8 protein-coding genes are annotated in these 14,911 nt (G+C 73.3%); 6 read left to right on the top strand and 2 right to left on the bottom strand.

What is annotated here, in order from left to right; translation table 11 throughout:
- The 6 genes from CcI156_RS12780 to CcI156_RS12755 all read left to right on the top strand — a co-directional run.
- On the top strand, positions 1 to 1,745 hold a 1,745-nt coding region (locus CcI156_RS12780), incomplete at its 5' end, for an SDR family NAD(P)-dependent oxidoreductase (RefSeq protein ID WP_254847401.1).
- A complete protein-coding gene (locus CcI156_RS12775; protein WP_076805869.1) occupies positions 1,738 to 6,975 on the top strand; it encodes a type I polyketide synthase in 5,238 nt (1,745 codons plus the stop codon). The genes CcI156_RS12780 and CcI156_RS12775, both read left to right, overlap by 8 nt.
- Positions 6,976 to 6,977: 2 nt before the next feature.
- Positions 6,978 to 7,355, top strand: a complete 378-nt coding sequence (locus CcI156_RS12770) for an acyl carrier protein (RefSeq protein ID WP_371681803.1) — start codon at positions 6,978 to 6,980, stop codon at positions 7,353 to 7,355.
- A gap of 6 nt (positions 7,356 to 7,361) precedes the next feature.
- Positions 7,362 to 8,315, top strand: coding sequence for an alpha/beta fold hydrolase (locus CcI156_RS12765; protein ID WP_076805867.1), 954 nt, complete (start codon positions 7,362 to 7,364; stop codon positions 8,313 to 8,315).
- Between the two features lie 10 nt (positions 8,316 to 8,325).
- Positions 8,326 to 9,516 (top strand): glycosyltransferase, encoded by a 1,191-nt coding sequence (locus CcI156_RS12760; RefSeq protein ID WP_076805873.1) that lies wholly within the window; start codon positions 8,326 to 8,328, stop codon positions 9,514 to 9,516.
- Between the two features lie 61 nt (positions 9,517 to 9,577).
- Positions 9,578 to 11,440: a class I SAM-dependent methyltransferase gene (locus CcI156_RS12755; protein WP_076805865.1), complete on the top strand. Its 1,863-nt coding sequence runs from the start codon at positions 9,578 to 9,580 to the stop codon at positions 11,438 to 11,440.
- A gap of 77 nt (positions 11,441 to 11,517) precedes the next feature.
- On the opposite strand, the gene CcI156_RS12750 is transcribed toward CcI156_RS12755, so the two are convergent.
- Both CcI156_RS12750 and CcI156_RS12745 read right to left on the bottom strand, forming a co-directional pair.
- Positions 11,518 to 12,441: a type IV toxin-antitoxin system AbiEi family antitoxin domain-containing protein gene (locus tag CcI156_RS12750; protein ID WP_108913720.1), complete on the bottom strand. Its 924-nt coding sequence runs from the start codon at positions 12,439 to 12,441 to the stop codon at positions 11,518 to 11,520.
- A 101-nt stretch (positions 12,442 to 12,542) separates the two neighbouring features.
- On the bottom strand, positions 12,543 to 14,891 hold the full coding sequence (locus CcI156_RS12745) for a hypothetical protein (RefSeq protein WP_076805864.1): 2,349 nt from the start codon (positions 14,889 to 14,891) through the stop codon (positions 12,543 to 12,545).
- Positions 14,892 to 14,911: the final 20 nt, after the last annotated feature.

The raw sequence follows: 14,911 nt of genomic DNA, 5'->3' as shown, positions 1-14,911 counted from the left end.
CGGTGGATCCGGATGCCGCCGGCGCGACCGAACCGGCCGAGCCCACCGGGCCCGGTCGGTCCGCCGGAGTCGCGAAGTCCGGGGGGGCCGGCTCGACAGCCGCGATCCCGCTACGGCGGTTCGTTGTCGAACCGGAGATCGTCCCCGTGCCCTCGACCCCGGAGCCGGTCGGACGTGCCGGGTCGCTGGCCGGGGCCCGCTTCCTTCTCGTCGAGGGTGGTCTCGGGGTCGGACTCGAGCTCGCCACGTTGCTGGAGCAGGCGGGTGCCGAGGCCCGCATCCTCGCTGCCGACGACCGGGGCCTGGTCGGTCAGGTTCGAGCCGGCGCCGGCGCGGACGGCCTGGTGTGGATCGCCTCGATCGATCCCGGTGCCGGCGACCACGCCGTTCTTCCTGCCGCGTTCGCGGCACTGCGGGCCGCGGCCCTCGGCGGCAGCCGGCGGATGCTCGTCGCGACCGGGCACGGCGGGCGCTTCGGTCGCCCGTCGCCCCACGGCACCGGAGCGCTCGCCCCGGGCGACGCCGGGGACGAGGGGATCCAGCTGACCCCGGGGATGGGCCTCGCCGGCCTGGTGCGCACGATCGCCTGGGAGGTTCCCGACATCGCGGTCCGCCTCGTCGACGTCGAACCGAAGGACGAACCGCGTCGGATCGCCGAGAGCCTGCTCGTCGAGCTGCTCACCCCCGGCGGGCCGTCCGTGGTGGGTTACCGTGACGGGGTCCGCGCGACCCCGCGGATCCGGCCGGTGGAGCTGGGCGTCGCGGGCGACGTCGGCGACGTGGGTGCGGCGGGCTATGCGGGCGAACTGCCCGCCGAGCTCGGTCCCTCCTCGGTGGTGCTGCTCACCGGTGGCGCGCGGGGTATCACGGCGGCCGTCGCCGTGGAGCTCGCCCGGCGCAGCGGCTGCGCCATCGAGCTGATCGGGCGTACCCCACCGCCCACCGGACCGGAGGATCCGGTGACGGCGGATGCGCTCGACGCCCCGGCGCTGCGCCGCGCGCTTGTCGCCACCGGCGTCCGCCGGCCGGCCGAGATCGAGTCCCAGGTGGCCCGGTTGCTCGCCGAGCGGGAGGTGCGCACCACGCTGGAGGTCCTTGGTCGGCTGGCCTCGTCGGTGCGTTACCACGCGATGGACGTGCGTGACGGTGCCGCCGTTGCCTCGGTCGTGGCCGACGTCTACGCCCGCCACGGTCGCCTCGACGGCGTGGTGCACGGTGCGGGCATCCTGGCGGACCGACTCCTGCGGGACAAGACGCCCGAGTCGTTCGACCAGGTGTACCGAACGAAGATCGACGGTGCCCGGGCGCTGCTGGCGGCGCTGCGGGACGACGTCGGCTTCGTCGTCCTGTTCGGGAGTGTCGCGGGCGTCTTCGGCAACCGCGGCCAGRTCGACTACGCCGCCGCGAACGACGCCCTGGACACRCTCGCCGGTGCCTGTGCGGGCCGCTTCGCCGGCCGGGTGGTCAGCGTCGACTGGGGTCCCTGGGGATCCGCGCGGGACTTCGTGGCACGGGCCGGCGGACCGGCCCCCGCGGTGACCGGGGGCGCGGTGGCCGGTGCGGCCGGTGTGACCGGCGGTGGGATGGTCTCCCCGGAGCTTGCCCGGGAGTACGCGCGCCGTGGCATCGGCCTGATCGATCCCGCCGACGGGGTGGCCGCCCTGCTGCGGGAGCTGGCCGCTCCGGCGGGCACGCCCGCGCAGGTCGTCTACATGTGCGCCTCGGTGGAGTCGTTCGATGCCTGAGCCCGGTGCCGGGCCGGGGGGGCGGTCGGCGTCGGGATCCCGGTCCGCGTCCGGGGGCGGCGCCCCACCCATCGCCCTGGTCGGGATGGCGGCGCTGTTCCCCGGCGCCGGCGACCTCGGCACCTTCTGGGGCAACATCGTCGGGGGTGTCGACGCGATCCGGGAGGTGTCGCCGGAGCGTTTCGACGTTGACGACTACTTCCGCCCCGACCTGTTTCGCCCCGACCTGCCCCGCGGTGACCGTCCCGGCGCCGGACCGGGCGGTGTGGGCAGACCCGGCGGTGTGGGCAGCCCCGGCGGTGCCAGCGACGCCTTCTACTGCCGGCGTGGCGGTTTCGTCGAGGAGTTCGCGTCGTTCGATCCGGCCGCGTTCGGCATCATGCCGCTGGCCGTCGACTGGGCCGAACCCGACCAGCTGCTGTCCCTGCGGCTCGCCGCCGAGGCGATCACGGACGCCGGCGGTCCCGAGCGGTTGGGGGACGCCGAGCGTGTCGGGGTGGTGCTCGGCCGCGGCGGCTACGTCGGTCCCGGGGTCGCCAAGCTCGAACAGCGGGTGCGCACCTCCCGCCAGATTGTCACGACGCTGCGCGAGATCCTGCCCGACCTGCCGGCCGAGGCCGTCGAACGGGTCCGGGAGGCGTTCGTCGCCCAGCTCGGACCGCAGCGCCCCGAGGCGTCCATCGGGCTGGTGCCGAACCTCGCCGCCTCCCGCATCRCCAACCGGCTCGACCTGCGCGGACCCGCCTACACCGTGGACGGGGCCTGCGCGTCATCGCTCATCGCCGTCGACATGGCGATGCGTGACCTCGGGTCCGGCCGGACCGACGCGATGATCGTCGGTGGCGCCCACATCGTGCACGAGGCGTCGTTCTGGAGCGTCTTCACCCTGCTGCGGGCGTTGTCCCCGAGTGAGATCATCCGTCCCTTCGACCGGCGGGCCGACGGCATTCTCATCGGCGAGGGCGTCGGCATGGTCGTCCTCAAGCGGCTTGCCGACGCCGAGCGCGACGGCGATCGGATCTACGCGGTGCTGCGGGGATCGGGCACGTCCAGTGACGGCCGGTCCGCCTCGCTGATGGCCCCGGCCGTCGAAGGCCAGACGCTCGCCGTCCGCCGGGCCTGGGCGGATGCCGGGCTCGACCCGACGGCGCCGGGTGCGATCGGCCTCGTCGAGGCGCACGGCACGGCCACCCCCACCGGCGACGCTGTGGAGCTCGCCACCCTCAGCCGGATCTTTGGCACCGCGTCGGGCGGACCGGCCGGGCCGGGTCGGGCGGACATCGGGATCGGTTCCGTCAAGTCCATGATCGGTCACGCGATGCCGGCCGCGGGCGCGGCCGCTCTGATCAAGACCGCGCTGGCGCTGCACCACCGGGTCCTGCCGCCCACGCTGCACTGCGACGAGCCGCATCCGGCGTTCGTGGGCAGCCGGTTCGCGCCGGTGCGCGCCGTCGTCGAGTGGGACGCCCCGGCCGGCGGCGGTCCCCGCCGAGCGGGGGTCAACGCCTTCGGGTTCGGCGGCATCAACGCCCATCTGGTGCTGGAGGAGGCGCCGGCACCCGCGGCGGTGACGGCGGCCCGTACGTTCGCCGCCCCGGCGGTGACCACGGTGGACCGGGCAGCCGACCCGGACGTCGGTCCGGACGTCGAACCGGTGCTGCTGTTCGCCGGGGCCGACGCGGCTGACCTGCTGGCCCAGCTMGACGTCCCGGACGCGGAACTGCTCGCCCGCGACGACGCCGCGACCCCGCCGACCGGTGGGCCGTGGCGGCTGGCCCTGGTCGCGCCGACCGCCCGTCGGCTGGCGCTCGCCCGCACCGTCGTCGAGCGCGGCACCCCCTGGCGGGGACGCAACGACCTGTGGTTCACCCCGGCAGGGATGTTCGCCCCCGCGCGGGCGGGTKGGGACTCCCCGGCGCAGACCGCTTTCCTGTTCTGCGGCTTGGAGGACAAGTTCACCCCGCGGATCGACGATGTCTGCGAACACTTCGGGCTGACGAAGCCGACCCTCGACGACACCGGGATGCTCGGCCGGCATGGCGTCGCGAGCGTTGAGGTCGGCCGGATCCTCGATGTGGCGCTGCGGCGGCTCGGGATCATCCCGGACCTCGTCGGCGGCCACAGCATCGGCGAGTGGAACGCGATGATCTCCTGCGGGCTGATCACCGACGAGTACACCGACGACTTCCTCGCCGGCTTCGACCCGACAGCCCTGGAGGTGCCGGGGGTCGTCTTCGGCGCGCTCGGCTGCGGCGCGCAGCGCGCGACGGAGGTCATCGCCGGGCTCGACGAGGTCGTCGTCTCCCACGACAACTGCCCGCATCAGTCGATCATCTGTGGGCGGGAGGACAGCGTGCGTACCACGCTGGACCGGCTGCGCCGCGACGGCGTGCTGGGCCAGATCCTGCCGTTCCGGTCAGGGTTCCACTCCCCGTTCCTCGAACCGTACCTGGACCCGATGCGGGCGCGGCTCGCCCGCACCACGTTCGTCGAGGCGAGCGTGCCGATCTGGTCGGCGACCACGGTGGCGCCCTACCCGAGCGACCACGACGCCATCCGCGCGCTCGCTCTTCGACACCTGGTCGAACCGGTACGCTTCCGCCAGCTCGTCGAGCGGCTGCGCGAGCGCGGGGTGCGTGCCTTCATCCAGGTCGGAGTGGGCAGCGTCGCGGGATTCGTCGACGACACCCTGCCCGGCAACGACCATCTCTCGTTGGTCACGAATACCGTGAAGCGTCCCGGGCTGGACCAGCTGCGGCGGGTCGCGGCGGCGATGTGGGCGGAAGGCGCCGCGCCCCGGATGGACCTGCTGCCCTGCCGGTCGCGACCCGCGCCGGCGGTGCCGCCGCTCCCCCGGGCGGCCAACGGACCGCACCGCGTCGGCGCCCCGGTGCGGTTGAGCCTCGGCACCCCCCTGATCCGCCTCGGCGGCGGGGCCGGCGACCTGCTCAACCCGGGCAGTGCCGATCGGACCCACCGGAACCCGCCGGCCTGGGCCGAAGGTGACGTGCCGACGCATCCGGTGATTGCCGAGCTGCGGGCCGCGCTCGCCGAGGCGGACGCGGTGATGTCCACCGTGGTCGACCGCTGGTCGCATGGGGCGACGCCGGCTCGGGTCCCCCCGCCCGGATCGGGGGGCAGGGCGATCCCGGGCGATGCGATCCCGGGCGGCGTGCGGTCGGGCGGCGTGCGGTCGGGCGGCGTGCGGTCGGGCGGCGTGCGCGGTGGTGCTCGGTTCCGCGCCGACGATGCTCCCCGGGGCGGTGGCACGTCCGGCGGTGCCGGCGGAAACGGCGACGCGGGTTCGACGGGCGTCCCTCCTCGCCGCGGCGCGAGCGCGGCCGACGGCGGGGCGGCCGGTCGGGGCACGGGCGCCGATCGGACGTCCGCGGTGGGCTGGGTACCCGTGCCCCGTGACAGTCCCGAACCCGGGCCGCGGATGTTCCGGCGACGGCTGTCGCTGGCGTCGATGCCGCACATCGTCGACCACTGCTTCTACCGTCAGCCGCCGGGCTGGGCGGACATATCCGATCTGTTCCCGGTCGTGCCGATGACCGAGGTCCTCGAGCTCATGATCGGCGAGGCCGCCGCGCTGCTGCCGGGCCGGGTGCCGGTCGGTGTCCGAGACGTCCGGGCGTTGCGCTGGCTCGCGATCGAGCCGGCGGTGGAGGTGTCCATTGCGCTCGCCCCCGCGGGGCCGGACGCGGTGCGGGTGACCGTGGACGGCTACGCCCGCGGCACGGTGCTGTTCGCGGCGGACCACCTGCCGCCGCCCGAGTCAACCGCGATCACCGCCGATCTGTCCGTGGGCCGGACGGGCCCGACGCTGCCCGTCGAGCGGCCCCCGCGGCATCGTGGCAGGGATCTCTACGGGGCCCGGTTCCTCTTCCACGGTCCCGGCTACCAGGGCATCCATCGGATCGAGGCGATCGCCCCGACCGGTATCCGGGGGCGTCTGCGGGTGCCGTCGGCGTCCGGCGCCCTGCTCGACAACGTGGGCCAGCTCTTCGGCTACTGGGCGATGGAGCATCTGTCCGACGACTCCCTCCTGCTCCCGCAGTCCCTGGCCGACGTGCAGTTCCACGGCCCGGCACCGGTGGAGGGCGACCTGGTGGACTGCGTCGTACGGATCCGGCAGGTGGCCGAGCGCACGGTGACCGCGGACATGGAGGTGCGGCGGGCCGACGGACGTGTCTGGGCGGTCATCACCGGGTGGACCGACCGCCGGTTCGCCAACGACGACGTGCTCTGGGCGATGGTGCGTGCACCGGAGTTGAACACGGTGGCCCAGCCCTCCGGTGAGGRCTGGGTGGTCGCCGTGGACCGCTGGCCCGACGCGGCCTCGCGGGAACTGATCGTGCGCCACTACGCCGATGCCGCCGAGCGTGCCCGGCTCGCCGCGCTCAACCCCAGGGCGGCACGCGGCCGGCTGTTGGGACGGATCGCCGCCCAGGACGCAGTCCGGCGATGGCTGTGGGAACGGGGAGCGGGGCCCGTCTGGGGGATCGAGGTCGGGATCCGTAACGACGACGTGGGTGCCCCGGTCATCACCTCCCTGCCGGCGCGGCCGGGTGTCCCAGCGTTCGACCCCCCGGGGGTGTCGCTCGCCCACAAGCCGGAGCTCGCCGTGGCCTTGGTCGCCGCGGACGGGGAGGTTGGCATCGATCTTGAGCGGATCGTGTCCCGCGCCGCCGGGGTCGAGAAGGCGGCCCTGGCGCCCACCGAACTGCGCCTGCTCGATCGGGTCGCCGGCACCGATCCTCACCGGCGGGCCGTGTGGTTCACCCGGCTGTGGGCGGCGAAGGAGGCGGCGGCGAAGGCCGACGGAACGGGCCTCGCTGGCCGTCCACGTCGGTTCGTCGTGGACGGCCCCCATCCCTTCCCGGGGAAGGCCCATTCCCCGGGAAGGGATGGGCTCGCGTCCTCCCCGGTGGGGGGCACCCCGCCCGACCTGGTCCGGGTCACCGTCTACGGGGATGGTCCCGACGGGTCGGTGCCGGAGCGGACCCGGTGGGTGGCGTTGCGTACGGTGGACGCCGCCGGCCGGATTCAGCCGGAACCGACCGGCCCGGCGCCCCGCGAGGGCGGGGTATCGCCGTCGCGGCGTCAGGACGCTGTGGGCGATGACGTCTCCACCGGAAGAGTCGATATCGCTACCGTCAGTTATGTAGTCGCCTGGACCTCCCCCGAGGTCGAGGCGCATGGTCTCCAGAGCCAGAAGGAGTGTTGATGATGTCTGCGCAGAGCACGACGAGGCAGGGTCCTCCCGGCCCGGATCCGGACGACCGCACCGACGCCGTCACGCGGGCCGAGGCCGAGGCCCGGATCCTCGGCGAGGTCACGGAGCTCCTGCGGGAGGTGATCGGGGAGGAGTACGTCGTGGACATGGAGATCACGATGGCCACCTCGTTCAATCAGGATCTCGAGCTGGAGAGCATCGAGTTCGTGGCGCTGGCCGACCGGCTGCGTGGGCGCTACGGCGAGGCGGTGGACTTCGTCGGCCTCCTTGCCGACATGGACGTCGACCAGGTGATCAACATGCKGGTCGGCGAGGTCGTCCACTTCATCGTCGACAGCCTCCCGACGCTGGCGCCGGCGGGATCGGCCTGAAGGCCCGTGGCTGAGATCATCGCGAACGGGATCCGGCTGCACGTGCAGCGACTGGCGCCCAGGGGCGGAGCGTCCACGGACTCGCCGGTCGTCGTGATGGTGCACGGCATGGTGATGGACAACATCTCCAGCTTCTACTTCACGCTGGGCAACTGCCTCKCCGATGCCGGCTGCGACGTCATCTGCTACGACCTGCGCGGCCATGGGCGCAGCGAGCGGACCCGCGGCGGCTACGAGCTGGCGGACTCGATGGCCGATCTGCTCGGGCTGCTCGACGAGCTCGGGGTGGATCGCCCGGTGCACCTGGTGGGTAACAGTTACGGCGCCACGATGGCGCTGGCTTTCGGGCTGGAGTTCACCTCCCGGGTGGCGAGCCTGACGCTGATCGAGCCGCCGTTCCTGATCGAGGGTCTTGGCGAGGAGATGGCCCGATCGCTGACCCAGATCCTCGTCGCGATGACCGACGAGGAGGTCCAGGAGTGGTTGGACAACGGCGCCGGACGCGTGGCCAGCCGCGCCACCCGGGCCGCGCAGCGGCTGCTGCAGGAGACGACGATCGCCACCGACATGCTGGCGACTCCGCCGTTCTCCACCGAGGCGCTGGCCGCGCTGAACGTCCCGGTGCTCGCGGTGTACGGGGAGAACTCCGACATCATCGGGCAGGCTGCGGGCCTGGCCGCGCTGGTGCCCGAGTGCACCCTGATCGTCCTGGAGCACCACACGCACATGGTGCTGCGGGAGGCCGCGCACTACCTGCGGGACCTGCTGCGGTGGTGGTTGTTCCGCCGCCAGACGCCGCCGCCGCCCTACGTGCGCGCGAACGGCCGGCGCTTCGCCACCCCGGACTGGGTGACGCAGCGGGTGCCGCCGCCCGATCTCAACGCCGAGCGCCGGCCGGCCCCGATCTCGGCCGACGCGGCAGTTGCGGCCGGCGAGGGGCGTGAGGGGCGAGGGGCGTGAGAAGAGTCTGATGAGCCGCGTGCTGTTCGTGGTGCCGCCCCTGACCGGGCATGTCAACCCGGCGGTCGGGGTCGCCGCCGAGCTGGCCGCCCGTGGTCACGAGGTGGCGCTCGCCGGGTACGCGGGCGTCATCGGATCGTTGATCCCGCCGGAGCTGGCCCTGCTGGCGTTACCCGAGGCGGGCCTGGGCGAGAAGTGGTCCCGGATCCAGGACGCGTCTCGGGCGCTGCGGGGGCCGGCGTCGCTGAAGTTCCTGTGGGAGGACTTCCTGCTCCCGYTCGGCTCGATGATGGCCCCGGCGATCGACAGGATCATCGACGACTTCCAGCCCGACCTGCTCGTCATCGACCAGCAGGCGGTGGGCGCCGCGCTCGTCGCCCGTCGCCGGGGCCTGCGCTGGGCGACCCTCGCGGCGACCTCCGCCGAGTTCGACAATCCTTACGGGGTGCTCGCGGGCCTGGGGCAGTGGGTCGTCGACCGCCTGCGGGAGTTCCAGACCGGGCACGGAGTGCCGCCCGACGAGGCTGCCATCGGGGACCTGCGCTTCTCCGAGGTGTTGACCCTCGTCTTCTCCGTCCGGGAAATGCTGCACAATCCCGGGATCCCGGACTACGCGGTCTTCGTCGGCAGCGCGGTCGGGAAACGGGCCGGGGCGGGCGAGTTCCCCTGGGACTGGCTCGACCCGGCCCGCCGGGCGGTGCTCGTCTCCCTCGGCACGGTGACCCGGGAGGCCGGCGGTCGGTTTCTGCGGGCGGCGGCCGAGGGGCTGCTCGGCCTGCCCGAGCGGGTACAGGCGATCGTCGTCGCCACACCCGGGCTCGTTGACGACCTCGCCGCCGCGGCGCCCGACGATCTGCTGGTCGCGCCGTTCGTGCCGCAGGTCGCGTTACTTCCGCGGTTGTCGGCGGTGGTGTGCCACGCCGGCAACAACACCGTCTGTGAGTCGCTGTCACACGGGGTTCCGCTGGTGGTCGCCCCGGTTCGCGACGATCAGCCGATCATCGGCGAGCAGGTCGTCCGTAACGGGGCCGGGGTGCGCGTCAAGTTCGGTCGGGCCGGACCCACCGCCGTGCGTTCCGCGGTGACGGCCGTGCTGGACGATCCGTCGTACCGGGCCGCCGCCGCCCGGATGCGGGCCGCCTTCGCCGCGGCCGGCGGGGTGGCCGCCGCCGCCGATCACCTTGAGAAGCTGGCGGTCTGATGCTCGGTCTGGCGGTCCGGTGATCGGTCTCGTGGTCTGATGCTCGAACGGTTCTGACGTCGTGCTGACATGGTTGCCGATCCTGGTGTGTGCCGGTCTGGCGATCAACGGTGTGCGGCTGCGCGGTCGGCTGCGTCGTCTCGACACCCTGCCGGCCTCCGGTCGCCCGGTGGACCCCGCGCATGAGTTCCTCGTCGCGACCGGGGTCCGCCTCTCCGACAGCGGCCGACGGGCGGCCAGTTACCACGCCAGCCGGGACCGGCTCGACGTGCTCGACCTCGTCCCGGCGGACCTGACGGCCGAACGGGCGCTCGACCTCGCCCGGATGGTCGACACCCGCACCTACCGGGCCGACCGCTGCGTGCCCGGCCGCGGCGCCTTCCAGGCGCTGCTGKTCCACTCCGAGATTCTCCAGCGGGCTGGGATCACCCGCCGGGACGGTTTCGACCCGGTGGAGCTCGTCGACATCACCGAGCGGCTGAAGACCTTCGCCTCCGGCTCGACGGATCTGGCGGTGCTGCCGGGGCTGCGTGCCGCCCGGGACGACGCGGCGATGCGTGTCCGCGTCCAGCAGCGGGCCTACCGGTTCACCCGGCAGAACCAGCTCTTCCCGTTCGTACCCCAGATCGCCACCGCGATCGGCTTCCATGTGAACCAGCCGTTCGGCCTCGCGGCCATGGCGCTGTTCTGGTTCCAGCCGTTCTTCGTCTGCGCCGGCCGGGTGCCGCTGTCCMCGCGCGATCTCATTCGTTCTCCCATCGTGCGCATCCTCGGCGGGGTGCTGTTCGTGGTCGACTCCGTGCGGGCCGGCCGGGCGCAGGCCGTGAAGGCGGCTGAGGCGAAGGCCGCCGGGCTTCCTCCGGACCCGGTCAAGCATGCGGCCAGGCAGGAGACCGCCGCCAGCCGCGCCTCCTACTCCCAGGACGTCCAGGCCGGCCTCGACCGGTTCCTGCGCCACGACCGGGCCGACTGCCCCTGGTGCGGATCGGTCGAGCTCGCCACCCGGGTGGAGTCGCCGGACCTGCTCCTGCGCAAGCCCGGTTCCTTCCGGCTGGACGGCTGCGAGCGCTGCGGGCATGTCTTCCTCAACCCGTCGTTGAGCCCGGCCGGGCGTGAGTTCTACGACCGGGACCGCTACGACGGCCTGCGCACCGATGTCGCCGAGCAGGTCCTGGCCGCGATCGCCCGCGAGCGGCGCGAGCAGGCTGCCGCCGTCCGACCGTTCGTGGTGCCACGGACCTGGCTGGACGTGGGGGCCCGGTACGGTCACTTCGCCAACGCGGCCCGAGAGGTGTGGCCGAGGACGGTGTTTGACGGGCTCGACACCTTTCCCGGCCTGGCCAAGGGCCTGGCGCGCGGCTGGATCGACCACGCCCACTACGGCCGTTTCTCCGACGTCGTCGACAGCCTCGCCGGCCGGTACGACGTCATCAGCATGTTCGACTACCTGGAACGCCGCGACGACCCGTCGGCGGAGCTCGACGCCGTCGCGAAGGCGTTGCCGCCTGGCGGGCACGTCGTCTGCGAGCTGGCCAACGCCGACTGCCGGCAGGCCCGCTGGCTCGGCCGGTTCTGGCCCGGCTGGGCGGTCCCCGAGCGCGCCCACTTCATCCCCGCGGAGAACCTGATCGCCGCGCTGGAGGACCGGGGGCTGCGGCCGGTCGCGGTGCGCTTCGCCGCGGCGCGCCGTCCCGGTGGGCTGACCGGCGCCCTGCTGCTCGCCGTGGCCATGATCGCGCCACGCCCCATGCCGTGGCTGCCCCAGCAGGCCGGCCCGGTCGGCGCGGCCGGCCGCGTCCTGGTGATGCTTGTGGCCAGCCCCCTACTGGGACTGGCCCGCCTCCTCGACCGCCTTGCCGGCCGGTACGCGCACGACGCCCGGTACGCCGGCACCTACCTGATGATCGCCCGCAAGGAGCTCTGACCTCGGCGGACCGGTTGACCGGAATGTGCGGCGCGGCACAGGGATACGGGACGCGACGAACGAATGTCCCGCGGAGCTCAGGAGGCCAGCGCCCGCGGAGCGCGCGGCACCGACGCCGACCAGCCGCGGTCACGCAGCGCCCCGCCTACGAGGGAAGCCACCTCGGCCGGGGCGTCCCGCGCCAGGCGTGCCGGCAGACGGATGAGGAGCTGGCCGGTCGGCTCGGCGACGACCGTCGGYCCAGGGACCGTCGCCTGGATCTCCACCCGCACGCGCCACGGCTCGTACCAGACGTCGAGGCGCGCCATCGGCTCGTCCGCGGGCCCGTTGACACTCGGGGTCCCTACCGGCAACCCCCACTGGGCCTCGATGCGACGGTACATGATCTCGGTGAGGCGCGGCGCGTCCCGGCCCAGGTCGTCCAACGTCTCGGTGATCAGCGTCCGGCGGCTGATCGGACCACGCCGGGCCAGCGCGATCCGCAGGCTCGCGACGGTGACGAAACGTTGACGGACAGCGTCAACGAGCAGGCCCTGCGCGTCCGCGCGGGTAGCCGCCCACTCGGCCATGTCGATGACGGACCGGGCGGGGGCCGTCCGCCGGGGCAGGCGGAGGGGATCGATCTCGGTGATGTCGAGCCGAGCGCTGTGCCGCAGAAGCACGCCCGGTGGCGCGGCGATCCGGCGTTCGGTGGGCAGGAGAACCGTCACCGGGCCGGTGCCGTAGCCGTCCAGACCCGCGAGCCCCGCCGCGCAGGCGCCCGCGAGCACCGCGTCCGGGCCGACGGCCTGCAGGGCCCCCCACAGCTCCTGCATCCTCGTCACGGGTGTGGCGGTTGTGATCAGCACGCCGCGGAAGGGTTGCTGCCAGCGACCGTCGTTCAACCGTCGGCGGATCTCGTCGCGGGTGATGCCGGCGTTGATCGCATCGCGTATCGTGATCACGCCGGCCTGCATGGTGGCGATCTCCTGCCAGGAGAGTCGGCCAGGGTTATGGGCCATGAGAAGACGATGACGGTTGTCTGTCTGTTGGGCCAGAACCTTTTTCGGGCTGTGGATAACTTTCGGCTGTCTCCTTCCTGACGGCCGCGTTCCGGACCGGGTCAGCCATGCCCCGGGTGGTGGTCCCCGACGCCGGGAACCCATCCCCGCGCCCCCGGGTGAGTGCTCTGGCCGCCGGGACCGCCGGGACTGCCGGGGCCGCTGGGACGCGCCTTGGGCGGGACGAGCCGGTAGACCTCCTCGTCGGCCGGCGGTTGCTGGCCGATGCCCGGAAACCCGACGGGCGGGGCAGGCTCGATCCGACGCTGTTCCTCCGCGCCGGTCCGCGCAGGGCCGGCCTGGTCCGTACCGGCCTGGATCACCTCGGCTCCGGCGGTTCCGACGTGGTGACCCGCCAGGGGCGTGGCGGCCGCGTCAGGTACGGACCAGCGGTCGGCCGCGGAGACCCCAGGCAGCAGGACGGTGCCCGGATTGCAGTCCCCCGGCACCACCCGTCCCGCCCCATCGACCGGGTTGACCAGCAGGAACGCGGTCGCCGGCAGGGTCTGGACGGTGGTCGGCTCCACGGTGAACTCGTATACCCGCTGGGAGGTCGTGCCGTCGGTTGTCGAGTCGCTCACCGACGAGTTTGTCGTGCGCTGCCAGGTCTGCGATCGCGACGCCGTCACCGACTCCTGCCATCCGGCGTTCTTCGACGTGTTCTGCAACCAGGGCAGCAGCCGGGTGCCGTCGTAGGTCCGGCCGGTTCCGCCGCTGGTGCCGGTCGTCTCCGAGGTGCCGTCCTGGTAACCGACGCTGTCGCTGTCGCCGGCCGTGAAACTGCGCCCCACCTGGGCCGTCACCTGAGACATGACGAAGCGGTAACCACGCCCGATGAATTCCGCCGCGGTCGCGGCGTCCTTACCGTTCCCCAATCGCATGATGATCGTCGAGCCTCCCTGGCTGCCCAGCACCCGTTCGGCGTCGTCGGCGAGCCGTTCGAAGAGCAGCACGAGCCGCACCCCGGCGAGCTCGGCGTGGCGGGTCAGCCCGGTCAGGACCGCTCGGCCGAGATGGTCCGCCCCGGCGACGACCAGCRTGTCCCGGCCGGTCGGCCCGCCCCGCTGGCGGCAACGGAGCTGGTGGAGCACGGTCTGGACGAGGAGCCGGTCCGTGAGTTCCTTGCGGTGGGCGGACGAGTCCCGGCTCGACGTGGCGAGAACCCGCAGCCCGGGTACCGGCCACCAGGCCGTCAGTGGACGGGGCGCGCTGTCGACCCTGGCCGTCGGCATCCTGGCCGTCGGCATCCTGGCCGTCGACATATCGGCGGCGGCCGCCAACATATGGGCCTCGACCGTCGCGGCCGGTGCCGTCGCGGCCGGTGCCGTCGCGGCCGGTGCCGTCGCGGCCGTGGCTGGTGGTGGCGGGCTGAGCGCCTCCAGCGAGGAACGCAGGTAGCGCAGCTCGTCGGCGATCCGGTCACCGCGGCCGAACGCGTCCATGTGCGCGGTGAGCTCCCCGGCCTCGGCCGTCGACAGCGACGTGGCCGCGCTGCCGTCGTCGAGACCTTCGAGGACGCGCAGGCCCTCGGCGAGACGGCGAATGCTGAGCCGTTCGTACAGAACGACGGCGACGGTGGTGACCAGGTCCGCGTGCAGGGCGCGTCGGTGCGGATCATCGCCGCTCTCCTGGGACATGYCGAACGCGTCGGCGACGAGCTCGCCGGCCTCCCGCGGCCCGAGGCCGTCGAGGAGCGCCACCTCGTCGAGCTGGCGGGGCAGGTCCCAGGACTCCACCGGCCAGCGCGCCTGGCCGGCGAGGCGTGCCAACCCCCCGCCCACCGCCCGCTCGCTGAGATCGACGAGCAGGATGCCGGTGCCGCCGGTGAGCACCGAGCAGCCCGCGGTGGCCAGCAGGCTCGCCCATCCGTCGCCGGTTCCGCCGAACACGTCGATCCTGGGGGTCGCCGCGGGGGCCGAGACGGGATAGAAGACGGCGGTGGCCTCTCGGCGTCGCAGCTCGGCCCGGTCGTGCGCGTCGACCTCGGTCTGCCAGGACGTCAACGCCTGCAGGTGGCGGGTGTATCCGTCGGCCCGGGCCGACGCGGCCCGGGATCGTGTCCGGCCCAGCCGGTAGTGCAGGATCAGCGGAGGCAGGCACGCGACCACGGCGAGCGCGAGTCCCGCCGGGACGAAGAAGAACCCCCCCTCGCCCGCGAGCAGCATGCCGAACACCACGAAGGCCATCGGCAGGACGAGCCTGGTCAGCAGGGCGCGGACGGCATGGTTTCGCCGGGCCGTGAGCGCGGTCAGATCGGGCGATTCGGGCTCCTGCCAGACCGGTTGACGGTCGGCGAGCGGGCTCGGGGYCGATGGACCGGTGTCGACGAACTCCCAGCCCCAACGCTCCCGTGGAACGAAGAGCCCCTGGATCAGCCGGGCCTCAGTCGTGGTTAGCGTGCCCACCCCCATCGCCGACCCTCCGCCGTCCC

The organism is Frankia sp. CcI156 (genome assembly GCF_001983015.1).
Taxonomy (GTDB): Bacteria; Actinomycetota; Actinomycetes; order Frankiales; family Frankiaceae; genus Frankia; species Frankia casuarinae.
The sequence above is the reverse complement of the archived record's forward strand: the minus strand, read 5'-3'. Positions and strand labels throughout refer to the sequence as shown.